The sequence below is a fragment of the Saccharothrix ecbatanensis genome, assembly GCF_014205015.1.
In the GTDB taxonomy this organism is placed as follows: Bacteria; Actinomycetota; Actinomycetes; order Mycobacteriales; family Pseudonocardiaceae; genus Actinosynnema; species Actinosynnema ecbatanense.
Window position 1 is genome coordinate 3,943,114 of record NZ_JACHMO010000001.1, and the last position, 23,856, is coordinate 3,966,969.

General features: G+C 67.8%; 13 protein-coding genes, 1 tRNA gene and 1 pseudogene. 6 read left to right on the forward strand and 9 right to left on the reverse strand.

The genetic code is table 11. The features are described 5' to 3' along the window. Positions 1-576: 576 nt before the first annotated feature. The 3 genes from F4560_RS16395 to F4560_RS46180 are packed head-to-tail and all read left to right on the forward strand — an operon-like array spanning position 577 to position 1,862. Complete coding sequence (locus F4560_RS16395; RefSeq protein ID WP_184920979.1) at positions 577-1,239, forward strand: recombinase family protein; 663 nt, start codon at positions 577-579, stop codon at positions 1,237-1,239. Further along, a complete protein-coding gene (locus F4560_RS46665; RefSeq protein ID WP_376775307.1) occupies positions 1,175-1,360 on the forward strand; it encodes a recombinase family protein in 186 nt (61 codons plus the stop codon). The genes F4560_RS16395 and F4560_RS46665 overlap by 65 nt, the downstream gene beginning before the upstream one ends. After that, positions 1,344-1,862 (forward strand): recombinase zinc ribbon domain-containing protein, encoded by a 519-nt coding sequence (locus F4560_RS46180; protein WP_221483523.1) that lies wholly within the window; start codon positions 1,344-1,346, stop codon positions 1,860-1,862. Before F4560_RS46665 ends, F4560_RS46180 begins: the two co-directional genes overlap by 17 nt. A 454-nt stretch (positions 1,863-2,316) precedes the next feature. Here F4560_RS46180 and F4560_RS16410 read toward each other — a convergent pair whose 3' ends face one another. Beyond that, positions 2,317-6,129 carry a DUF4365 domain-containing protein gene (locus F4560_RS16410; RefSeq protein ID WP_184920984.1) on the reverse strand — a complete coding sequence of 1,271 codons (3,813 nt, stop codon included), beginning with the start codon at positions 6,127-6,129 and terminating at the stop codon, positions 2,317-2,319. Positions 6,130-6,277: 148 nt separating this feature from the next. Between F4560_RS16410 and F4560_RS16415 the strand changes: the two genes are divergently transcribed. Beyond that, the gene (locus tag F4560_RS16415; RefSeq protein ID WP_184920985.1) at positions 6,278-7,681 is read left to right on the forward strand and encodes a recombinase family protein; all 1,404 of its coding nucleotides are present in this window, start codon (positions 6,278-6,280) and stop codon (positions 7,679-7,681) included. A gap of 63 nt (positions 7,682-7,744) precedes the next feature. Here F4560_RS16415 and F4560_RS16420 read toward each other — a convergent pair. Next, positions 7,745-7,827, reverse strand: a tRNA-Leu gene (locus F4560_RS16420). Between the two features lie 281 nt (positions 7,828-8,108). On the opposite strand from F4560_RS16420, the pseudogene F4560_RS16425 reads away from it, so the two are divergent. Continuing rightward, positions 8,109-8,458: pseudogene (locus F4560_RS16425) on the forward strand (hypothetical protein); the annotation flags it as partial. A 163-nt stretch (positions 8,459-8,621) separates the two neighbouring features. Further along, positions 8,622-9,305, forward strand: a complete 684-nt coding sequence (locus F4560_RS16430) for a hypothetical protein (protein ID WP_184920986.1) — start codon at positions 8,622-8,624, stop codon at positions 9,303-9,305. A 460-nt stretch (positions 9,306-9,765) separates the two neighbouring features. Here F4560_RS16430 and F4560_RS44675 read toward each other — a convergent pair whose 3' ends face one another. The 7 genes from F4560_RS44675 to F4560_RS16465 all read right to left on the reverse strand — a co-directional run bounded on the left by F4560_RS44675 (position 9,766) and on the right by F4560_RS16465 (position 23,771). Continuing rightward, a complete protein-coding gene (locus tag F4560_RS44675) occupies positions 9,766-11,412 on the reverse strand; it encodes a ThuA domain-containing protein (protein ID WP_246478482.1) in 1,647 nt (548 codons plus the stop codon). A gap of 79 nt (positions 11,413-11,491) precedes the next feature. Then, entirely contained in the window at positions 11,492-14,317 is a 2,826-nt protein-coding gene (locus F4560_RS16440; RefSeq protein ID WP_184920988.1) for a carbohydrate-binding protein, read from the reverse strand. A gap of 96 nt (positions 14,318-14,413) precedes the next feature. Beyond that, positions 14,414-16,804, reverse strand: coding sequence for an RICIN domain-containing protein (locus tag F4560_RS16445; protein ID WP_184920989.1), 2,391 nt, complete (start codon positions 16,802-16,804; stop codon positions 14,414-14,416). Between the two features lie 386 nt (positions 16,805-17,190). Continuing rightward, positions 17,191-18,744 carry a glycoside hydrolase family 76 protein gene (locus F4560_RS16450; RefSeq protein WP_246477824.1) on the reverse strand — a complete coding sequence of 518 codons (1,554 nt, stop codon included), beginning with the start codon at positions 18,742-18,744 and terminating at the stop codon, positions 17,191-17,193. A gap of 282 nt (positions 18,745-19,026) precedes the next feature. Further along, a complete protein-coding gene (locus tag F4560_RS16455; RefSeq protein WP_184920991.1) occupies positions 19,027-22,005 on the reverse strand; it encodes a CBM35 domain-containing protein in 2,979 nt (992 codons plus the stop codon). A 48-nt stretch (positions 22,006-22,053) separates the two neighbouring features. Next, positions 22,054-22,914 carry a carbohydrate ABC transporter permease gene (locus F4560_RS44680; protein ID WP_184920993.1) on the reverse strand — a complete coding sequence of 287 codons (861 nt, stop codon included), beginning with the start codon at positions 22,912-22,914 and terminating at the stop codon, positions 22,054-22,056. Then, entirely contained in the window at positions 22,911-23,771 is an 861-nt protein-coding gene (locus F4560_RS16465; protein ID WP_246477825.1) for a carbohydrate ABC transporter permease, read from the reverse strand. The genes F4560_RS44680 and F4560_RS16465 overlap by 4 nt, the downstream gene beginning before the upstream one ends. Between the last annotated feature and the right edge of the window lie 85 nt (positions 23,772-23,856).

Sequence of the window (23,856 nt, forward strand, 5' to 3'; positions counted from 1 at the left end):
CATGCACCCCACCGGTCATGTGGTTGGCGACGCGGCCGTCCTCCTCCACCCGACCCCCTCGTGTCGACGGTAGGGGCATCGTCCCATGCGTGATGACGGTCTGTGCATCGATCGTGACTGCCGCCCAGCTCGCTCGGCGCGCGGTTCCATCACGCTATCCGACCGGCACAGACGGCAATCTGGGCAAGCACACACTGCAATCCGGCACCGTCACCGTCAGGCCGCGAGGTGCATCTGCTGCTTGTGCAGTGGCCGGGCTGACTCCGCCGGCACGCCGTCCAAAGGGGGACGGACTCCTGCGGACTGCGCCACGTCATAGGTGTGGGCTGTTCAGGGGTAGGTCCTGCTCCATAAGGGTGGTCGCCGATGGTGCCACCGTCATGGTCCTGGCGGCGTGCGGTCCCAGGAGGGCCGTGTTCCTCGACTGAAGGTGTCGCACCCATGACGACCAGCGCCTCTATGGATGATCAAAGCTTGTTGGACTGCTGGTTGCAGGCCAAACAACGTGAGACCGACCGAAGGCGGTCACAGAGCCCACACGTTCATTCCGGGTTGAGGTTTGCGTTCTACGGGCGGATGTCGACCTCGGAGTACCAGGACCGGCGTTCCTCGCGGTTGTGGCAGCGGGAGGTGTGCGAGCGTCTGGTCGCCGGGCGCGGAACGGTCGTGGCGGAGTTCTTCGACGAGTGCGCCTCGCGGCGGCGCCGGTGGTCTAATCGGCCGGAAGCTGCCCGGTTGCTGGAGGCGTTGACCGATCCGGACCCCGGGTTCGACGCGATCGTGGTCGGCGAGTACGAGCGCGCGTTCTGCGGTCGTCAGTTCGACGAGCTGGTGCCGTTGCTGCGCGCGGCGGGAGTGCAGGTGTGGTTGCCCGAGGTCGGCGGCCGGGTGGACCTGGAGGACGACGATCACCGTCGGTTGATGACGTTCCTTGGGGCGCAGTCGGAGCGGGAGCTGATCCGGGCTCGTAACCGGGCGTTGGCGTCGATGAAGGCTCAGGCCGAGTTGGGCCGTTATCTGGGTGGGCGTCCGCCGTACGGGTACATGCTGGTCGACGGAGGCCCGCACCCCAAGCGTGCCGACGCGCGGTGGGGGGCGGCGGGCACGGAAGCTGGCGCCGGATCCTCGGACCGCCGGGCACGTGCGGTGGATGTTCGCCCGCCGTGTGGCGGGGATGTCGCTGGCCGGGATCGGCCGCGGGCTCAACGAGCGTGGTGCGCCGTGCCCGTCCGCGGCTGATCCGGGGCGCAACCGGCACCGCTCGGGTGAGGGGTGGGGTGTGCAGTCGGTGCGGACGATCCTGGAGAACCCCGCGCTACACGGGGCGTCAGGTGTGGAACCGGGTGGGGACCGACCGTGACGAGGTCGATCTGTGCACCGGGCGTCCGGGTCAGGTGCCGAACCTGCCGCAGGACTGGGCGGTCTCGCTGGAGGTCGTGCACACGCCGTTGGTCAGCGTGCGAGATTTCGTCGAGGTGCAGAGGGTGCGTGCCCGGCGACTGAACGACCGGGGCGATCGGCGTGAGTACCTGTTGGCGGGTTTGGTGGTGTGTGGTGTGTGTGGGCGGCGGATGGATGCGCATTGGGTGCACGGACGTCCGGGCTACCGGTGTCGTCATGGCTACAGCAGTGCCCGCCCGCGTCAGGTCGACAGGGCCGGGACGTTGTACTGGCGTGAGGAACGTCTGGTGGAGCACATCGTGGGTGCCCCCGCGCCCCGGCAACCGGGATCGGCCGTTGCCAGTGCCGCAGTCATCGAGACGCTGCGTGACGAGGGCGTCGAGGTGTTATGCGGGCGCGAGGCGGTCGAACTGCGCCAGGTACCCGCCGCGCGCACTCTGTTCGGTTCCCGCTGGACTTGAGCGGTGTGCTTCGGCCCATGATGCGCTTCTCGGGCTTTGCCGGCACTACCGGTGACACGTGATGTCCCGGCGTTATCAGTGCCGTAGTGGTCGGCACGTGACTGAATGCGAGGTCCGTCAAATTGACAGACAGGTTCGACAATCATCCAGCAACTCGGCGCTTGGGCATCCAAGCGAAAACCCTCCGCTGCGGTGACCGCTGTTGACATCCTTGAGCCCTCGTCGATCATAACACGGCGCCCGCCCCGACGGCGCAGCCTTAAGCGATCAATCCGAATATGCCGCGTCCGAGAATGGACAGCTTCAGTGCGCAGGTGTTAATGGCACATTGCAGCCGGGAATCGACCGACTCGCAACCTGCCAGGATGTGCCTATAGAACTTAATAAAATCAACTCATCCGCCTTGTCAGCAGTCGGTGATCACTACTTGACGCTGCCTACGGATCCTGGGGGCCTAAGCGGTTGACGGGACACTGCCGTCCGATCCGGAGAGCCTAGGGCGCAGACGTGCCACATCTGATGGCGCATAGGAGAACACGCCTGCCAACTCGAGTGCCGTCGCGGCCTCGACCAGGAAGTCTGATGGGATTTTCGCGCCACGCTGGGCCGCGATGTTGTTGGCCGTGATGAGGTACTCAACCGTCTTGTTCACGTCCAAGGCGTCGCCGATACAGACCAGCGCAGCGCAGGCAATCAGTAGCGCCGAACGATTCGGATCGTCGGGTGCGACTCGCGCGACACCCCACATCGCGTGATAGCGCCACGTGTCGGATGGGCCATCGCTTTCCTCCGCAGCCGTTAGAATGGACAAAAGATCGCTCCATGGATTGGCGGTCATGTGCCACCAGCCAGGCCTGCCGACCGTGACAAGCGCGAGTCGTTCATTCCATTCCTCGGCATTGCCTTGATCGATGACAACCTGACAGTCGGTCGGGACGTCGACGACACGCGCACTCAGGGCGTCCAGAACCTCTTGCCGCCTAACATCAAGCGCTTCTCGATACTGCGTGTCGTCTATTCTTTCGTCACTCAGTCGCTCTGCAGTGCGAAGTTGCTGCAGCGTCGTCGTCCCGAACGCTTCTACACCAAGCGATCTGGCCAGCCGTCTCTGCGCCAGGTCGTCCGACCAGAGTGGTATACCTCGGTGCTTCGCAAGCGCAATCGGAGCAAGCCAGGGGGCTGATCCAGGAAGGTCAAGCTCATCGAGAGTTGTATCTGCGACCATTTGGGTCGCGGCGAGAGAACTGTCGATTTTTGAGAAGCGGGCGAGGGTGTCGAGGTGGTCTTCGACGTCCATCTCGACGGCGGCGATTGAATCGGTCCTTGCGTCGTATCTTATGGATCCGCTGCTAGATGACTGACCTTCCAGAATAGCCCGACCTGCACGAATGTCCGTATGCGACGCGGACGAAATAAGGAGGCTTCGGAAGTTGCCTCGGAATTTGTCGAATTCGCCAAGCTCGCTAGCGATGAGTAGGGCGGACACATCGACCACGACGTCGCGGTTGAACGATGCGTTAGCAGCCTCCTCGTCGGCAACGTCGTCATCTTCGAGAGCTGCCGCTGTAATGAAGTAACCAAGAGGTCTGATTGCGAGAGTTGACGAATATGGCCTGCCCGCGGCCAACGCCAGCATGCCCAGGGGCAAACGGACCTGACGAATCATCTCGGTAATTTCGATGAGCGGACCGTGATCGCGGCGCGCAAGTTCGGTCATCTTGATAATAAGGTCTTCGGTCGTTGGAGCCTGAAGGATTTTGATCGGGCTCCGGTCACCGTGGCGCTCCACATGAGCGTGAAGCGCAGCGAAGGCGGCTGCTCGGCGATCGCCATCGAGGACTGCCCGCTGATCAGCAGGGGTAGCAGGTTCGTCCTCCGCGTTGCGCGTGTGTGTGATCACCGCTGTCAAAAGCGCGGCACTCAGCTCGACGTCGTCGGCAAAGATGTCTGCCAGTTCGAGCATGCGCGCGTACGTATGTGCAGTCAGCACGGTTTGCGTCAGCATGATGTACATCCACAAACGAGCTTGGTCTGCCGTGACAACTTTTGGCTCGTGGCGCGAGAGCGTAGTGAACGCATCGGCTTCTTCACCCAGTCGCATCTGAGCGTCTGCAAGTTGCCAGATATCGCGCTCTTCGGCGACCAGTTCGTCCGAGTTCACGCACTCGTTTAGCTGGCGTTCGATCCGTCGCCAGATCTGTTTGCCTTCGGGAGCGTTTGCGGCTTGGCGCACCAGCAGACGGGCGAGTAGCTGATGGGCAATACGGCGGTGAATTGGATCAATAGACGATGCGGTGAGGGCGTCAGTGATCGCATCATGTGCTTCCGGGTCGCGATTCATGTGTATGAGCAGCTCGGCGCGACGCAATGCGAACTCTGGTTTTTTATATCGAAGGTAGGCGGCCTTGGATGCCACTTCGGCATCATCGAATCTGTCGGCGCTTGTCAGATAGTCGACGAGCTTCATTGCCCCGAAATCGTTACGCTCAGCCAACAGACGCAACTGCGGGAGGGCTGCATCGAGGTGAACACGTGCCTTCGCGCTGATCGCTGCAAGATCGCGGAGGTCAGGCGTGATGAGGTTGTCGTCAACCAGTGGGTTGAGTCGCGCCGACTCGTCTACTCCGAGATCGCTTAGACGCATGACGACCTGTACCAGGGACTCGGGCTGGTTTTTATCCAGTCGCTCGGCCAGATCGATCCATGCTGCGCGTTGGTCGTCGACCTCGTTGGGATTGTCTCTCAACCGAAGTCGAGCTAGGTCCTGGTCCACGCCTGGAGGTAGTGAGTCGATCAGTCGCAACGCGAGGTCCCGCCGCTCGAGTGCAGTGGCAGCGGTTGCGGCGAACGTGAGAACGTCGGGTCTCTGCGACTCTCCGGTGGTCGCTCGGCCATCGGGTGCTGACAGGCTTCGATCGAGAACCTTCGTGAATTGGCCAGCCATGAGCAAGCTTTGCAAGAGCGTGTGCAATGCCGATTCGGTTGGACCGGACCAGTGGTGTAGCTGATCGACTGCATCAGAGGCGAGTTGGATCGCGCGGCGTTGGTCTGCAGGCTGCATGCGGGACGTCTGCGCTCTGCGGCTGAGTGTGCTAGCTAAGGCCTCCATCAGGCTGACCGAGTCGGGAACAAGCGCGAGCGCTTGCTCGAACAGATAGACAGCGCGATCGAAGTCGCCAGCATTCTCGCTACGGCGCGCGAGGAATGATAGGACTAGATCGTCATCGGTGATCGCATCGAGTTGTGTATTGAGTTCATCCGACAGGACTAGGGGGGCAGCGGAACCTTCGGGATGCGCGAGTACGGCACGACCAATATCGAGACGCGCGTCGCCGGAAGCTTCCGCCATCGAGGCGGCAATCGTGATGAGGTCACGGGCCCGAGGTCGATTAGTGTCGAGTACGATTAGGCCCGCATTGCGGGTGTATCTGTATTTTGATTCGAGTGTTCGTTCGGCGACGAGGAGCAGCACATCGGCCGCCAATTCCACCAGACCATGGGCGCGCGCGTAGTCGGCTAATGCGACAAGGCCGAGGCTTCTACCATTTGGCGAGAGCCAAGCTGGGTCACTGTCCTTGAGGGTGTGGATCACAACCTCCGGGGCCGTGCGGCCTCGCGCAAGATGGGCGGCCAATAGTGCAGCGGCGCCTGCGTTTACAGCCACAAGGGGCGCTAATGCCCTGACGACCGATGGAGGCAGACGCAAGAGGTTGTCCGAGTAGTCTGAAAGTGCCGTTTCTGCGAACTTTTCAGCGGCGATTTCCCAGGCTACACCAGCACTTGTCAACGCCTGAGTCTTGGGGACCATGACGTAGACGCCACCACGCGGGCCGGTCTCTAGCGTTCTCGCTGACAGTTCTTGCCAGTAGATCGTCCGAGTGTCCTTGTCGATCAGCAGTAGATACATTGGCAGGGAATGGCCGAGCCAGTACGGGATATGTTTTTTCTTGGGACGGAACTTCCAACCCGTGTCCGTTTCCTCGCCGAACTGCGAGCGGCCGCCTTTCAGTTGCAACCCGACCAGCCGTCCGGTCGGAATTCCGTCACGTTTCAGTTCGACATGTGCATCGACGCCGAAGTCTGACGTCGTTTGTTCGCGGAAGGTGTGGCGAAGGAGTTCGTTGATCTGAAACTCACAGAGACCGACGGAGGCCCGATCGATCCGGTTCGTATCGATGTTGATCGGAGTGCCTCCTTGCTGGCTTCTGGCTTGGTGACAGGCTAGTGCGCCACGGCCCGTAGTCGCACCTGCGGTCGTTGGGTCCACGCGATCGACGGTGCCGTCAAGCGTCGCGTCGCACCTTCCTCTGGAACTATCGCCGTCGCGAAGACAGCGGTCATCGTGACTCTCCGCTGACTCGCAGCAAGATCGTTTACCGCAGAGGGAAGCCACGTTGCGAAGGTCTCGCCTTCCTGTGGTGATACGGAAGGCGGATGTCGTGGTGTTGTCCGGTAGGCATGTGCTCACGGACTGGATGGGCCTGCGGGCGGAAGACCGGACCGGTAACGGCGGTGCCCCTGGGCGGGGCGTTGTGGGTGGTCTGCGGTTCGCGTTCTACGGTCGGACCTCGACCACCGAGCGCCAGGACCCGGTGACATCGAGGGCCTGGCAGCTGGAAGTCGCGCAGGAGCTGACCGCCGGGTACGGCACCATCACCGCCACCTTCTTTGACGCCGGGCGGTCGCGGCGTGACCGGTGGCGTGACCGGCCGCAGGCCGCGGAGCTGCTGGCTGCGGTGCGGGATCCGGATCGCGGGTTCGACGCGATCGTGGTGGGTGAGTACGAGCGCGGCTTCGCCGGCGACCAGTTGGAGCGGCTGCCCGCGTTGTTCCGGCGTCACGGCGTGCAGGTATGGCTGCCCGAAGCCGGCGGCCCGGTCGACCTCGACACGCCGGAGCATCGGGCGTTGGTCAGGATGTTGGGTGCGCAGTCGCTGCGCGAAGTGGTCCGTGCCCGGCACCGCGCGATCGCGGCCATGCGGACCCTGACCGAGGAAGGCCGTTATCTGGGCGGACGTGCTCCCTACGGCTACCGGTTGGTCGACGCGGGCCTGCACCCGCACCCTGCGGGGGCGCGCCGCGGTCGCAACGTCGTCCGGCTGGAGCCCGACCCCGAGACTGCGCCGACCGTACGGTGGCTGTTCGCCGAACGCCAGGCCGGACGCAGCATCGACACCCTGGCCGAGATCCTCAACCAGCAGCACACCCCATGCCCGTCAGCGCACGATCCGCAGCGCAACACGCACCGCACCCGGCGCCGCTGGACCGCCGAGACGGTCACCACGATCCTGCGCAACCCCCGCTACACCGGCTGGCAGGTCTGGAACCGACAGTCTGTCGACCACGACCACCACTCCCCCACCGACCAGCGACGCCGACGCGTCACCAAGTGGAAACCCGCCCACCAGTGGGTGCTGTCCCGACAACCCGCCCACCCGGCACTGGTCAGCGAACGCGACTTCGTCGCCGTCCAACACATCCGCGCTCAACGCCCCAACCAGCACGGCGAGACCCGCCACTACATGCTGGCCGGATTGCTGCGCTGCGGCACGTGCGGGCGACGGATGGAAGCCCGGTGGGCGCACGGACGTCCCGGCTACCGCTGCCGCCACCACCACGGCGCGCGCACCGAGCAGACGCCACCGACGCTCTACTACCGCGAGGAACAACTGATCGTCAGAATCGGCCACGTCCTCCACCTGCCCGCAGCGGCAAGCCCGCACACCGTCGTCGACAAACTACGCGCCGACCACGCCGTGATCACCTGCCATGCCAACAGAGTCGTCATCGACGAACCACACGTATCGGCGGGCCCGTGAAAAAGACGAACCCCACGACACCGGTCCGACACACTGCCGACCTGGCCCCGTGGGGTAACCGTGTGTCCGAGGGGGGACTTGAACCCCCACCCCCTTTCGGGGACTAGCACCTCAAGCTAGCGCGTCTGCCATTCCGCCACCCGGACTCCCCGGCTCTCGCCGTGGTGTGTGCATAGGTTACATGATCGTTCTCGGTGGCCAAAATCGGGGGGTCAAGGGAGCTGTGACCTGCGGCAACGGGGCGGCCCCGGATGGATCGGGGAAGGTCGGCGTCGTGTGACAGGTGAGGGGTTCATGATCTTCATCCGGGGCGACAGGCGGACCGTGCACCGGACACGCCTGCGGTCAGGTAGCGCGCTTCGGCGACACTCCGCGCTCGACCAGGATGCGGCTGGCGACCACCGTCGAACAGCGCACCCTCGACTGACCCGAGCCGGTGCGCGCCCGCATCCCGATCAACTGCACCATTCCCGCGGTCGGCTCAGAACGCGCCCACGAGATCATCGCCCACTCCGGCTGCCGCACCGCCAAGGTCAAGATCGCCGACCACTCGGACTCCCCGGGTGAGGACCTCGCCCACGTCGAAACCGTCCGCGACGCACTCGAAACCAGCGTCGGTCTCGCCGCCCAACTCGCCCTCGCCGGCGCACTGCCCGAACTCGACTTCGCCTGCGGCCTGGCATCCTGTCGCTGCTGAAAGGCGATATCGTGGCCGACGGCGCCTCATTCCGACCGGCCGACCGCTGCCTCCCCGTGCCCCGCAAGCCACCGACGCCGCTCTGCTCGACACATCTACGAACTCACACATCCCCACCAGGCGACCTGGTGGCGCAACCGCCTGACCCGGGTCCGACCGGCATGGGGCCTGGCAAGCGGTCAGGGTGCATCGGCAACACGGCGCGCAAGCCACCCTGTGGGAAACCCGTGGAATAGTGTGGTGGTGCGCATTCCCGGTTACGTGGACGGGTTCGTACCGGCTGTTCCGGACGACATCCTGGTGGATCGAACCGACCTGGTCGGCGATCCGGTGTTCTGGGCACTGTTCCTGATGTTGACCGGCGGCTCCGACTCCGCGGCGACGGCGTTCGACGTCGACCCCGCAGACATGAGCGCGCTGTACGAGGACCTGAACGACCAGGACCGGTGGCCGGTGCTCACCCTTCCCGTTCGCGGCGGTCACCGCGTGCACCTCGTGTGGTGCAACTTCCCGGATGACAGCGGTCACGACTACCTGCTCAGCCCTGCCGACAACCGACGGGCCGTCCCCCTCGCCCACATCAGCGGCAACTTCCACGGTCCGGGCCTGTCCTGGGACGAACTCGTCGCCACATCACAGCAGCCCGATCCCGTGCTGAGCGCCGCCGCCCGCATGCTGCTCCTCCTCCCGGCCTCAGGCGACACCGCCGCCCCACCCACCGCACCCGACCTCGTCGCCGCCGCGCTCACGGCCGTGGGCGCGAAACGCCACCAGCGAGCAGTCGCGACCGAGCTGCTCTCCCACCGCAATCGCTGGACACCCGCCAACTGGCACACCACCGGCGGTGTGTCCTGGTGCTCCGGGTGGTACACCTACCGCACCCGCGACAACCCCGACGTGCGCCTGTTCACGACCGCATTCAGCTGACCCGCCCGAGCAACGACCCGATCACGGCACCTGTGCTTCCACCGAGCCTTCACACGGCGGCCGAGTACAGCGGACGCTCATTCAGACCGCGGCTTTCAGCACTGCTGTGCCGACGGGCAGCAGCATGACGTAGCGATCCGCGGGACGAATGCCTGCTCGACGTGCCGCTTGGCGGTCTCGAGCGGGGACGGCTGCCGTTCCGGCATGGGGGCTGCCATGGGTGTGGCGTCCCCCCCGCGGTGACAACGTTGGCCGGCCAGTGATGTGGTCCCGATCGTGCCACCAAGGACGAACGCCCGGCCTGCGTCGTCGATCACGTCTCGCTGCGCGCTCACCGCCACGACCACCTCCATCGGCACCTCACCCGACCAAGCTGGACCCGGGTGCGACGGTGATGTCTCGGCGGTCGCCCAGGAGCCGGCCGGATGGCCGACTCCTGGGGCTACCGGGCATCACCCGGTCACGGCAGGGTCCACTTCTGGTTGGCGACGTTGAGGCAGTCCCAGATGTGCAGCACGGTGCCGTCGGCGGAGCTGTTGCCCGACGCGTCGAGGCACCGACCCGACTGGGGGTTGCGCAGTGCGCCGCCGGACTGCGCGGCCCACTGCTGGGCGCCGGTGCCGTTGCACGTCCACAGTTGCGTCACCGTGCCGTTGGCCGTGCCGCCGGACCGCACGTCGAGGCACTTGCCGAGCGCCCGGATCGTGCCGTCACCCGGCAGGGTCCACTGCTGCGCGGCCGTGTTGTTGCACGTCCACACCTGCACCTTGGTGCCGTCCGCCGTGCCCGCGTTGTCGACGTCGACGCACTTCCCGGCGAGGCCGGTGATCCGCCCGGTCCGGGTGCCGGAGAGTTCCTTCACCCGGATGTTGCGGAACGACGCGTCGTCGCCGTCACCGTGGTTCTGGATGCCGATGTGGCCCTGTTGCAGGCTGCGCACCGGGTCGGTGTTGGTGAAGTCGTTGATCTTCACGCCGTTGAGGAACACCTGGAGCCGCTCGCCCTCGACGAGCAGCTCGAACGTGTTCCACTCGCCGACCGGGTTGAGCGCCGCGTCCCGCGCGGCGATGTCGGCCGACCTGAACCCGTACACGGCGCCGGTGGTCCGGTCGGCCGCGTCGGTGGCGTCGATCTGGATCTCGTAGCCGTTGTTGACCGCCGACCACGGGTCGTTGCTCGCCGGGAACCCGATGAACACGCCGGTGTTGTCGTCGCCGGCCAGTTTCCAGTCGAGCTTCAGCGAGTACGACCGGAGTTCCTTGGCCGAGTGCCAGAGCATCCCCAGGCCGCCGTGCGAGGTCAGGGTGCCGTTGGCGAGGGTGAAGCCGCCGGGGCCCGCCTGGCTCCAGCCGTTGGTGTTGGAGCCGTTGAACAGCGACGTGTAGCCGTTCTCGGGCCGGCAGTCGGCGCGGGTCGTGCCGGCCGCGTAGCGGATGCCCCCGAGCAGGTGCGCGCGGAACGCGGGCTCGGCGAAGCTCTGCTCGGTGTGCCCGCCACCGGTGTACCAGGACCGGCCGCCCTGGTAGGTCTGGCACCAGGAGATCGGGTGGTCGCCCATGTTGCCGCCGGAGTAGGTGCCCTCGTCCAGGCGCGCCAGCACGTGCACGTTCGACCTGGGGTTGGCCTGGAAGTTGTACCACTCGTCGGTGCGGACCCAGTCACCGCCGAGGTGGGACGACGAGGCGTGGGCCCGGTCCTCCACCCGCACGGTCGCCTGCTGGATCGACGGGTGGGAGTGGAAGTACCCGCCCACCAGGCCGCCGTAGAACGGCCACTGGTACTCGGTGTCGGACGCGGCGTGCACGCCGACGTAGCCACCGCCTGCCCGCACGTAGGACTCGAAGGCGGCCTGCTGAGTGGCGTCGAGGACGTCACCGGTGGTCGACAGGAAGACCACCGCCCGGTACTGGGCCAGGTTGGCGCTCGTGAAGGCCGCGCTGTTCTCGGTGGCGTCGACCGTGAAGTTGTTGGCCGCGCCCAGGTCGCGGATGGCCTGGATGCCGTTGGGGATGGACGAGTGCCGGAACCCCGCGGTCTTGGAGAAGACCAGCACCTTGTAGGCGGGGTCGGCCGCGGGCGCCGGGACCGGGGCCACGGCGACGATCATCACCGCCGATGCGGCGAGCGCCGACAGCACTGTTCGCAGTCGAGACATCAGTAGCTCCTCGTTGAATTGTGGGCGGTGATCAGGGCCCTGTCCACTTCTGGTTGGCGGCGCCGAGGCAGTCCCAGATGTGCAGGACCGTTCCGTCGGCGCTGCTGTTGTTCGACGCGTCCAGGCAGCGGCCCGACTGCGGGTTGCGCAGGGTGCCGTCCGAGTGGGCGACCCACTGCTGCGCGCCGGAGCCGTTGCAGGTCCACAGCTGCGTCACCGTGCCGTTCACCGTGCCGCCGGACTTCACGTCCAGGCACTTGCCCAACGCGCGCAGCGATCCGTCGGCGGACGCGGTCCACTGCTGCGCGCTGGTGTTGTTGCAGGTCCACAACTGGACCTTCGTGCCATCGGCGGTGTTCCCGCCGCTGACGTCCACGCACTTGCCGCCGAGGCCGGTGATCGGCCCGGTGCGGGAGCCGGTGGTGAAGGTGAACTCGTCGACGTCGAACAACGCGCCCGCGCCGCCCTTGAACACCAGGTGCAGCGTGGTGGTGCCGGCGGGCCGGTTGGACAGGCGCGCGGTGACGTCGGTGAACGTCTCCCAGCCCCCGGTCACCGGCACGGTCGCCGTGCCGAGCAGCGTGCCGGTGGGTGATCCGGCCCGCACCTCGATGGTGCCGCCCGCCCCGCCCGAGGACACCCTCGCGCTGATCGACATCGCGTCGGACAGCACGTAGGGCTGGAACGCGATCCAGTCGCCGTTGTGGATGTCGCCGACCGTCTTGCCGCCGTGCGCTGTGGTCTTGTTGTAGACCGTGACACCGTTGGACGAACCGTGGTGCTCGGCTTGGCGGGTCTTCGGCTGGGTGACGTGCTGGGTGTGCGTGGTGGCGCCGCTGCTGTCGGTGTACTCCGCGTCCCAGACGCCGAAGATGTTGGCGTTGGGGTCGTGCTCGCCGTCCTGGGGTGTCTGAACGGCGCCCGAGCACCCGAACGCCTCGGTCAGCTTGTGGCCGTGCGAGTCGTGCCCGAGGATGTAGCTGATCTTGACCTTGGCGCAGTCGATCGGGCCGTCCTCGGGGTCGCTGACGGTGATCCGGAACGGCACCGCGGCACCGAAGTCGAACAGCTGCCCGTTCTGCGGCAGGTGGAGCGTGACGGTCGGCGCGGTGTTGCCGACGGTGATCTGCACGCTCGCCGTGGCGGTCCGACCGGTGCTGTCGGTGACGGTCAGGGTGGCGGTGTGGACGCCGTTGGCCGAGTAGGTGTGCTGCGGGTTGGCCGCGGTCGACGTGCCGCCGTCGCCGAAGTTCCACCTGTAGGTGATGGCGTCGCCGTCGGGGTCGGACGAGCCCGCGGACGAGAAGGTCACCGCCAGCGGCGCCTGGCCGGAGGTCTTGTCCGCGGCGGCCTTCGCGATCGGGGCGAGGCCGCCGGTCACGTGCTCGATCCGGTACAGCGCCGAGTTGGCGTCACCGGCGAACCAGCCCGTGCCGTAGTCCAGCACGTACAGCGCGCCGTCCGGGCCGAACGCGGAGTCCATCACCTGCGTGCCGGTCCACGGGAACGAGGTGATCGCGCCCCGCGTGCCGTCGGCGTTGACCGCGATGTCCTTGATCCACCGCCGACCGAACTCCGCGGCGAAGAAGTGCCCGTCGTAGGACTGCGGGAACTTCACCGAGGAGTTGAGGTTCGGGTTGTAGCGGTAGACCGGGCCGCCCATGGGCGACTCGCTGCCGCAGCCGAGGTCGGGCACGGAGCAGCCGTCGTACTTGATCCAGGCCGCCTTCGCCGCGGGCAGCGACGGCAGGCCGGTGTTGCGCGGTGAGTTGTTCGTCGGCCCGCCCGCGCAGTTGTACTTGCCCCCGGAGGCGCCGGTGGCGAAGTTGTGGTCGTTGTAGGTCTCGTCGGTGGTGTTCGACCCGGTGCAGTACGGCCAGCCGTAGAAGCCGGGTCCGGTGATGCGGTTGAACTCCACCTGGCCCGCCGGACCGCGGGTGGGGTTCGCGGAGCCCGCGTCCGGGCCGTAGTCGCCGAGGTAGACGACACCGGTCGCCTTGTCCACGTTGAAGCGGAACGGGTTGCGGAAGCCCATGGCGTAGATCTCCGGCCGCGTGCCCGCCGTGCCCGGCGCGAACATGTTGCCCGCCGGGACGGAGTAGCCGCCGTCGGCGTTGACCTTGATCCGCAGCAGCTTGCCGCGCAGGTCGTTGGTGTTGGCGGCCGAGCGCTGGGCGTCGAACGCGGGGTTGCGGTTGGCGCGCTCGTCGAGCGGGCTGTAGCCGTCGGAGGCGAACGGGTTGGTGTCGTCGCCGGTGCTCAGGTAGAGGTTGCCCGCCGCGTCGAAGTCGATGTCGCCGCCGACGTGGCAGCACGTGCCGCGGCTGGCCGGCACGTCCAGGACGACCTTCTCACTGGCGCTGTCGAGGGTGCCGTCGGCCTTGAGCACGAAGCGGGACAGCCGGTTGACGCCGTTCCACGCGGAGAAGTCGGTGCCGTCGGACGGCGCGTCACCGGCCGGTGTGGACAGCGGTGGCGCGTAGTAGAGGTAGACGTGGCGGTTGGTCGCGAAGTTCGGGTCGGCGCCGATGCCCTGCAAGCCCTCCTCGTCGTGCGCGTAGACGGCGAGCTTGCCGGCGACCTTGGTGTTGCCGGCGGCGTCGGTGAGCCGGATCGTGCCGTCTCTGGAGGTGTGCAGGACCGACCGGTCGGGCAGCACGGTCATCGAGATCGGCTCGCCCATCTCGGCCGCACCCTTGGCGAGGGTCACCTGCTGGAACGAAGGCGCCGCGGCTTGGATCGGCGACGGTGGCGGCTGGGCGGTGGCGGTCGCGGGTACGGCGGTCTGGACCGCGGCGGCCACCAGGAGCAAGGCGGCAGCACCGTGGCTGATCCGGTTTCGCGGGGATTTGGCCATCCTGGTGTCGTCCTTCCAGACGTCGTTGTCCGAACGGGATCGAGGGGGTGGTTCGCCGGCCGGCAGGGCGACCGGCGAACCCGCGGATCACCGCGATCAGGGAAGAACCCACTTCTGGTTGCCGACGTTGAGGCAGTCCCAGATGTGCAGCACGGTGCCGTCGGCGGAGTTGTTCCCCGCCACGTCCAGGCAGCGGCCCGACTTCGCGTTCCTCAGCGAGTTGTCGGGCTGCGCGACCCACTGCTGCGCGCCGGTGCCGTTGCACGTCCACAGCTGCGTCACCGTGCCGTTGGCCGTGCCGCCGCCGCTCACGTCGAGGCACTTGCCGAGCGCGCGGACCGTCCCGTCGGTGGACACCGTCCACTGCTGCGCGGCCGTGCCGTTGCACGTCCACAGCTGGACCTTCGTCCCGTCCGCGGTGCCCGCGTTGTCGATGTCGACGCACTTCCCGGCGAGACCGGTGATCCGCCCGGTGCGGGCGACGGTGCCCGGCATGACGTTGAGGGTGTACCAGGCCTCGGTGCTCCACAGCGACTTGCCGGACTCGGACGTGAACGGCCGGGGCGAGCGCAGGTGCACGACGTGGCCGTTGCGCAGACCGGAGAGCATGACGGTGACCTTCTTGCGGTCGGCGGACGGCGTCGCCGACTGCACGGTCAGCGTCTGCTGGTCCAGCTTCGGGCCGCCGTAGGCCGGGGTCGCCTGGTAGCGCCACTGCGTCGCCCGGTACTTGGCGGCCAGGCCCTGCAGCGTCTGGGCGGACAGCGGCTGGGTGTACTCCAGCTCGAACCCTCCCGGGATCGCGCGCATGGCGACGATGTCGAACGCCTCCGCGCCGTTGGGCGTCAGCTTCTGGAGGCCGAAGGTCAGCTTGCCGTTCTGCCCCCAGTTGCCGCCCGCGCCGATGCCGCCGGTGTAGATCGCGCCGTCCGGGCCGAGGCTGATGCGGTTCACGCCCGATTCGAGGCCCTGGGTCATGCGGAACACCGCGCCCTGGTACTCGCCGTCGACCTTCTCCAGGAAACCGCGTTGCAGGCCGCCGTAGGTGACGTCACCGAAGATCATCTGTCCGGCGAACGGACCGGTGGTCAGCTGCACCGGGTTGCTCGGCGAGTTCGCGATCTCGTTGTGCGGCAACCACAGCACCGGCGCGGTGATCGCGCGGTCGTCGAACGGACCGGTGGGATTGGTGTAGTGGTTGAAGAAGCGGTCCTGCTTGATCTGCACCAGCTTCGACGCCGGCAGCCAGCCACCCTGGTTGTCGGTGGCGAAGATGCCGCTTTCGGGGCCCCAGCCGATGCCGTGGGGCGTGCGCAGCCCACCGGCGATGTAGGTGACGGTCCCGGTCGCCTTGTCCACCTTGATCGTCGTGCCGCGGTTGGGCGCGGGCTGGGGATCGGTCGTGGCGCCACCGAGGTTGATCGACACCGACAGGTTCAGGTAGAACGCGCCGTCCCGGTACAGCATCCCGAACGCGAACTCGTGGAAGTTGCCGCCGTACGGCCAGGTCGCCAGGCGACGGTAGTTGTCGGTGACCCAGTCGCCGTTGGTGTCGTTCAGCTCGGTCAGCCCGGCCTTCTCCGACACGTACAGCTTGCCGTCGACGTACTTGATCCCCATCGGCTCATGGAGGCCGGAGGCGATCCGCTGCGTGCGGACCTTCGTGGGATCGGTGACGCCGGTGACGCCGCTGATCAGGTGCACCTCGCCCAGCTTGGTGTTCGAGCCGCCCCAGGTGGCGATCGCGAGACGACCGTCCGGCAGCCAGTCCATGCCGGTGACCTGCGGCTCGAAGCCGGACGGGCGCAGGTTGGTCAGCGTGTGGGCCGGGTGCACGCCGGTCAGCGGCAGGCCGTCGCCCGGCGAGTCGGCGCCACCCTCGCACTCCTTGCGGCCCGGGGCGGTCACCCGGACCACGCCCGCGTCGGTGCTCAACACGGAGTTCGGCACGACGCTGAACCCGGACGCGCCGGGCGGCTGCCACTCCAGGGTGAGCTGTTGCCCGCCCCCGTTGTCGAAGTGGTCGATGCGCAGCGAGTGGTAGCCGGTCCCGAGCTGGATCAAGCCGTCCTTCGGAATGGCTCCGTGCAGGCCGTCGTGGTCGACGACCAGCGTGTTGTCGATCCTCAGCCGTGCGCCGTCGTCGCTGGTGAGGCGGAAGGCGTGGGCGCCCGCAGCCGCGATGTCGATGTTGCCCGTGACCTCGGACATGAACCGGTCGGCGATGCCGAAGTCCGCGGTGGTCGTCCAGTTGATCAACGGCATGAGCTTGTCGATGTTGGGCGTCTGGGCGGCCTTGAGCGTGCAGAGCCTGCCGATCTCGGTCTGGAGGTCGAAGACCCGCAGCGTCACCCCCGGCTCCTGGGGCGGGGGCGCCGCCGCTTGCGCGGACGACGTGGTGGACAGCGACGCGGCTGTGACCAGTGCTATCGAGGCGAGTGACCCGGCGGCTCGCAGCCACCGGTCGTGGCGGGCAGGGAAGGACATCGGTGGCGCTCCCTTGGGCTAAGCCGGTGAGCAGGGGAACTCGACTCGGCAAGGGGTTCGGTGCGCGCGGTGACCTCGCGCACTGGTGCGGTTACAGGGGGTTGCACCAGCCAGGCGACGGTAAGGCGACTTTTGTACGGGGTCAACGAAAGACTGTTCAAGATAGACAAAAGTACGTCGATTGACGGCATAAGCGGCGGCATTCGGCCGCAGGTCCTTCGCCACCTCGGCGTCACGTGAGCTGCCTGCCCCCGATCGCGAACGAACGCGTGTCCGCCGGGAAATCCCGTAACCCGAACGGATTCCGCAGTTCCCGGCTCTGGAAAACGGCACACCGGTGGCCCGCCCCCGGTCAGGGAGGCGGGCCGGACAGGAGGGCGGACCGGTCAGCTCGCGGCGTTCATCAGGTCCACCGCGCTGTGCTGGCGGGCCGCGTCGCTGCGCTGGAACGGCCCGGCCCACGGCTGGTCGTAGGAGTCGCTGCTGGAGCGGTCGCGCGCGTGGGCCGTGTCCGCCTGCCGCTTGAGGTACGCGGTGTACGGGCGGTCCGGCAGCGCCTGGTTCAACTGACCGAGGCCCCGCACGAAGGCGCCCTTGAACGACGGGACGTCACCGCCGCCGCCGTCGTCGAACACGATCCCGCCCGGGTTGAGCGCGGGACTGGTGGTCGAGGCGTTGGCCAGGGTCCGCGCCCGCGTGAGGTACGCCGGGTCGCCGGTGGCGCGGTGCAACTCGGTCAGCGCGGCCGGCGGCACGCCCTGGTTGTAGCTCCACGGCGTTTGGCCGTTGTTGCGGCACGTCGACGTGACCAGGCCGTCGTTGACCAGGTTCGAGCTGTTGATCATCCCGCTGCTCTCGAACCACCGCCAGCCCTCCCGGGCGCGCTGCACGTAGGTCGTGTCACCGGGCAGCCGGTTGTGCAGAGCGGCGTTGAGCTGGACGTACAGCGAATTGGCGATGGCGTTCTTGTAGGTCCGGCTCGAGGTCCACCAGATGCCACCGCCGCAAGTGTGGTCCCAGTAGCGGTGGATGTGGTCGGCGTCGATGCGGGCGGTGTCGAGGTAGCGGCGGTCGCCGGTCAGGTCGTAGGCGGCGATCCACGTCAGCCCCCACCAGGCGACGTCGTCGTTGTACTCGTTGATGAAGTTGCCGGCCCAGGCGGTGCGGTTGAGGTCGAAGGTGCGGGCGATGGCATAGCGGTAGGACCCCATGCCGCTCACCCGCGCGTTGTCGATGATCGCGTTGAGCGCGTTGGCGGCGTTCCACCAGCCGGTGGTGTCGAACAGGCCGGTGCTCAGGTTGTACCGCTGCATCAGGGCGGTGGCCGCGGCGGTGCGGCGGTCCCAGGCGTTCCAGGTGGTGCGGTGCCAGCTCGTGCAGGCGATGGTCGACGACCCGGCGGACTGGACGCAGGCCCGCAGCAGCCCGACGCGCAGGCCGGCCCAGTCGTCCACGTTGTGCATGAGCGTTCGCCAGCCGCCGTAGCCCGCCGGTGTCGTGGTCGAGCCGAGCTTCGGTTCCCACGTCACGCCGGCGTCGTAGGAGCGGTCCAGCCAGACCGAGTCGCCCTGACCGCCGCCGCTGATCACCGCCCAGCCCATGGTCTCGGTGCTGTCGAAGTGCAGCGCGACCCGGCGGGTTCCGGCGGGCACGGACTGGGCGACCCGCTCCCCCGCTGACAGCGCGGGATCGCGCCCGTCGCAGTGGATGTTGCAGATCGGGGCGAGGACGGTGGGCGGTGCCGCCGCCGTTGTCGGCCGGGTGCGGGACCGGTGCGCGCTGGGCGGCAGGAACGGATCCCGGTCGTCGCAGTAGCTGTCGCAGAGCGCGACTGCCGGTGGCGGCGGCGCGGAGGCCGGTTCCGGTGGTGCGGTGGCCGATGTGCCGGGAACGGTCATCAACGACAGCAGCAGGGATGCTTGGACGACGATGTTCAGCATGGGACCTCCCAAGCAGGGGTGGGTGGCCGGAGAAAGCGTGAGAACGCTCTCACACCGAGGCTAGGATCGTCCGTGACGAAGCGTCAACACCCCCGACCGGACAGGCTTCTGTCAGGTCACCACGATCTCCGGTCTGGGCGGCGACCGCGTACTCGCCCCAGTCCGCCGGTTGGGCGAGCCACGTGACGGTGTCGACGGTGACAACCACGTCCTGTGCCGGGTGGTGTTCCCGGGCCACCGGTGCGACCCCGCGGGAGTCACGCGCGGGGTCGCACCGGTGGTTCACCAACCGGAGTTGCCGCTGCCGCGCTGGACGGTGTACCGGTTCTCGTCGTTGACCATCCCGCGGCTTCCCGTGCCCTTGAGCCCGGAGACGGTCACACCGTCGAAGCGGCCGGCGCCGGAGACGAGGTTGAAGTGGATGCCGTGCGAATTGGCGTTGGTCACGGTTCCGCCGCCGTCGTCGAAGGACTCGGTGGCGCCGCCGGTGCCGTTGATCCTGACGTTGGCGACCGTCAGGTTGTTCACCGCCTTGTTCCAGCTCAGCAGCAGGCCGTGGTAGTTGCTGTCGTTGACCTCCAGGTCGCGCAGCACGACCGCGCCGGTGATGTCGGATCGTTCGGCGAACAGCCAGATCGCGCCGGTGTGGGTGTGCCAGTCCCAGTTGCGGGTGCCGGTGCGGGTGAGGGTGTTGCGCTGCACGGTGGTCGTGCCGTTGAACGGCATGGACGCGTGCCAGGTGGACACCATGACGCCGGCGCCGTTGAACACGGTGTCGGTGATCAGGTTGTCCTCGGCGCGGTTGTCGGTGCCACCGTAGATGGCGACGCCGTTGGCCAGGATGGGCAGGGCGATCGTGTTGAAGGCGAACACGCTGCGGCTGACGGTGCCCGCAGCCTCCCACGACCACATGGCCAACGCGTCGTCGCCGGTGTTGCGGAAGTCGCTCTGCTCGACGCGGACGTTGGTGGTGTTGCCGTTGATGTTGAGACCGTCGGCCATCGTGTTGCGGATGCGCATGCCCGAGGCGAGCAGGCCGTCGGCCTGCTTGATCCACAGGCCGACCTTCGCGTGGTTGCTCGCCACGTTGAAGATCAGCGACCCGGCGCCGAACTCGCCCTCGATGAACGCGTCCGAGCTGGGCGCTCCGTCGGGGTCCCGGGTGGTGACGTCGCCGTCGAAGGTGAAGTCGGCCAGCGTGGTGTCGGCGCCGTTGACGTAGAACCCGCCGCGGCGGTTGGCGCCCAGCAGCACGGTGTGCCAGATCCCGGCGCCGCGCACGTCGACGCCGCTCACCTGGACCAGGCTGGTGAGGTCGAACCGGCCGGCCGGGATCCAGACGCCGCGGGCGGTGGTGCCCCGGGCGGCGGCGACGGCCGATCGGATGGCGGCGCTGTCGTCGGCGCCGTCGTCGGCCCGTGCGCCGTGGTCGGAGATGCTGAGGTAGCCGGCCGGCGCGGTGGTCGGGCCGTCGACGACCTCGGCCTCGACCAGGTCCACGGTGATGTGGCTGGTCGCGTTGGTGTCCTTGGCCAGGCGCAGCACCGTGCCCGCGGGGTAGGTCCGGGGCAGCAGGACGCGCGAGTCGTCGAAGTAGCGGTGCGGTCGCGCGCCGCCGGGGCCCGCGGTGAAGGGGTAGTCGCCGTACATCCAGCTGTACTTGGAGGTCAGCGTGACGTCGCGGACCTTGGCTCCGCCCGCGTACACCGCCAGTGGTGCGGTGGTGCCGTTGCCCGAGGCGTCGTCGGGCAGGCCGGCGCGCACGGTGATGGCGTTGGCGGGCTTGGTCAGCGTGACCTGCACGTACTGGCCGGTGCCGGTGAGCTTCATGGCGGTGCGGCCCGACGCCTCGGCGGCCTCGGTGGTGTAGGCGCGGCCGGAGATGCGGGTTCCGGTGCCGCTGTCGGTCTCGTAGGTGGTGTAGGGCACGGTCGCGCCGCGTGCGGCCAGGCCCGCGGTGTCGGTGACCGCGATGTTGTCGAGCTGGACGCCGCCGTTGTCGCCGCTCGTGACGTGGTAGCCCATGAGGTTCAACCCCGAGCGCAGTGCCGCGCTGTGGGTTGTGGTGCGCCAGCCGCTGCCGCCTGACAGCGACAGCTGCGGTCCCCTGATGCCGTTGATGTACAGGGTCACCGTGCGTGTGGAGGAGTTGTTGTGGCGCAGGGTGATGGTGGCGTTGCCCGCGCTGGTCTGGTTGACGCTGCGGATGACGCGCGCGCCGTTGCCGGGCAGGTTCACCGAACCTGCGCCCGTGGCGCCGGACGGGCTGGTGGTCACCGCCGCGCCGCCGGACAGGAACCCGGTCTCCAGTTCGTAGGAACCGGCAGGTCCCGGCGGGTTGGTCGTCGTCGTGGTCGTGGTGGTCGGTGCGGCGGTGGACAGCTTGATGTTGTCCAGGTTGACGTTGCCGTTGTCGGCGGTGCCGTAGGAGACCGCGATCGTGTTCGCGCCGGCGTTGAGGGTCACCGCCGCGGTCGCGGTGCCCCACGTGCCCCAGGACGAGGTGGCGGGCAGCGACACCTGCCGGACGACGCCGTTGACCGACACGGACAGGGAGCGTGTCGAGCCGGTGCCGTTGGCGTAGCGCAGCGTCAGCTCGCTGTTCCCGGCGCTGCCGCTGGTAGCGGTGAACGTGGCCGTCGCCGTGCCCCGGTTGGCGTCGATGAAGCCGCCCACGTAGCCACTGCCGGTGTAACCGGAGTGCTCGGACTCGACGCGGGCGCCGCCGGACAGCTGGGCCGACTCCGCTTCGAGGTCGCCGGAGGAGACGGGTGCCGACTCGATGGTGATGTTGTCCAGGTTGACGTTGCCGGTGTCGCCGGTGCCGTAGGACACGGCGATGGAGTTGCCGGCGGCGTTGAGCGGCACGCTCTGGCGCACGGCGCCCCACGAGGCCCAGCCGGAGGTGGCGGGCAGGGAGACCTGACGGGCGCTGCCGTTGACCGACAGGGTCAGGGTGCGTGTCGAGCCGGTGCCGTTGGCGTAGCGCAGGGTCAGGGTGTTCTGGCCGGCCGTGGCGTTGGTGGCGAAGGTCGCCTTGGCGTTGCCGCGGTTGGCGTCGACGAAGCCGCCCACGTAGCCGGCGCCGGAGTAGCCGGCGTGCTCGGACTCGACGCGGGCACCGCCGGAGAGCGCGGCCGACTCGGCTTCGAGCACGGCCGGCGCCGCGGGGGCAGCCGTGCTCCACAGGGTGATCAGAGAGGCGACCATCACCGTCGTGGTGACTGCCGCGAGTCCTCTCTTGGAGAGCTTGCTCAACATCGTTGTTGTCTCTTTCCGCAGGGTAGAGGCCCGTCGTCGGGCCCTGGCTCATCCCTTGACCGCGCCCTCCAGCGCGCCGCCGCTCAGGAACAGTCGTTGGAACACCAGGAACAGCGCGATGGGAATGATCGACGAGATCGCCAGGGCGGCGAGGAAGACGTCGAGTTCCACGTAGCGCTGGAGTGCGGGCAGGCGCACGGACAGCGGCTGCACCGCGGGGTCGGGCAGCACCAGCATGGGCCAGAGGAAGTCCTTCCAACTGGCGACGACAGCGAACACCGACACCACGCCGATGATGGGCCGCGACAGCGGCAGCACCACCGACCAGAAGATCCGGAACGGCCCGGCGCCGTCGACCCTGGCCGCCTCGAACACCTCGCGAGGCAGGCTCGCGAAGAACCGCTGCACGAGGACGACGTTGAACGCGCTCGCGCCGGCCGGCAGCCACACCGCCCAGAACGTGTTGATCATGCCGGTGTCGACCACCGTCAGGTACAGCGGCACCAGCAGCACGATCGAGGGGACGAACAGCGTCGCCAGCACCACGCCGGTGATCAGGCCGCCGTAGCGGGGCCGCAGCACGGCCAGCGCGTACCCGGCGGTGGTGGCCACCACCAGCTGCACCGCCCACGAGCCGGCGGCGAGCCACACCGTGTTGAGGAAGTACTTGTCGATCTCCACGCGGGTCCACGCCGTGGCCAGGTTGGACAGGTCGAAGCCGTGGGGGAACACCGACAGCGGCGTGCGCAGCGTGTCCTGGGTGGGCGTGACGGCGGCCTTGGCCAGCCACAGCACGGGCCCCAGGCCCGTGAGCAGGAGAGCGCCGAGCAGCAGCCCTTGGAGTGTGCGCAGCACCAGCCGGGTGCGGGTGGTCGCCCACTCGGTGGGCGAGACCAGACCTCGGTTCACGACGCGCTCCAGGATCTCGTCAGCCGGAAGTACGCGGTGGAGAACAGCGCCAGGACGGCCGCGAGCATGATGCTCAACGCGGTGGCCGCGCCGTAGTCGCCGCCGAGGCTGTCCGCGAAGGCGTAGTCGTAGATCAGCAGCAGCAGGGTGGTGGTCGAGTTCGCGGGACCGCCGCCGGTGAACAGGAACGGTTCCAGGAACACCTGCGCGGTGCCGATGATCTGGAGGATGAACGTCACCAGCAGCACGCCGCGCAGCCGTGGCAGCGTGACGTGCCAGACCTTGCGCCAGATCCCCGAGCCGTCGATCTCCGCCGCCTCGTACAGGTCGGCGGGCACCCCGGCCAGCGCGGCCAGGTAGATGATCACCGTGCCGCCGGCGGCGGCCCACGTGGCTTCCAGCACCAGCGCGGGCATCGCGCTGCCCGGGTTCTGCAACCACTGCCACGGCCCGAGCCCGACCCAGCCCAACACCGTGTTGAACACCCCGGTCGGACCGGCGTCGTAGAAGAACTTCCACAGCAGCACCGCGACCACCGGCGGGATCACCACCGGCAGGTAGGCCAACGCGCTGAACAGCCCCTTGCGGTGGCGGACTTCGCTGATCAGCACCGCGGCCAGCAGCGGCAGCGGGTAGCCGAACAGCAGCGCCAGCACCGCGAACCACACCGTGTTGCGCAACGCGGTCCACAGCAGCGGGTCCGACAGCACCTGGGCGAAGTTGTCCAGGCCGACGAACTCGACGGGCCCGACCAGGTTGGTGCGCTGGAAGCTCATCACCACCGACTGCACGATCGGCGCCCACGAGAAGACCCCGAACACCAGCAGCAGGGGCAGCAGGAAAACCAGGGTGCTCAACCCCCCGCGGCGCACCCACGTGGCCGGTGTGCGCCGCCGTCGCGGCGGGCGGGGCCCGCGTGGCGGCGGGGGGACCGCCGCCACG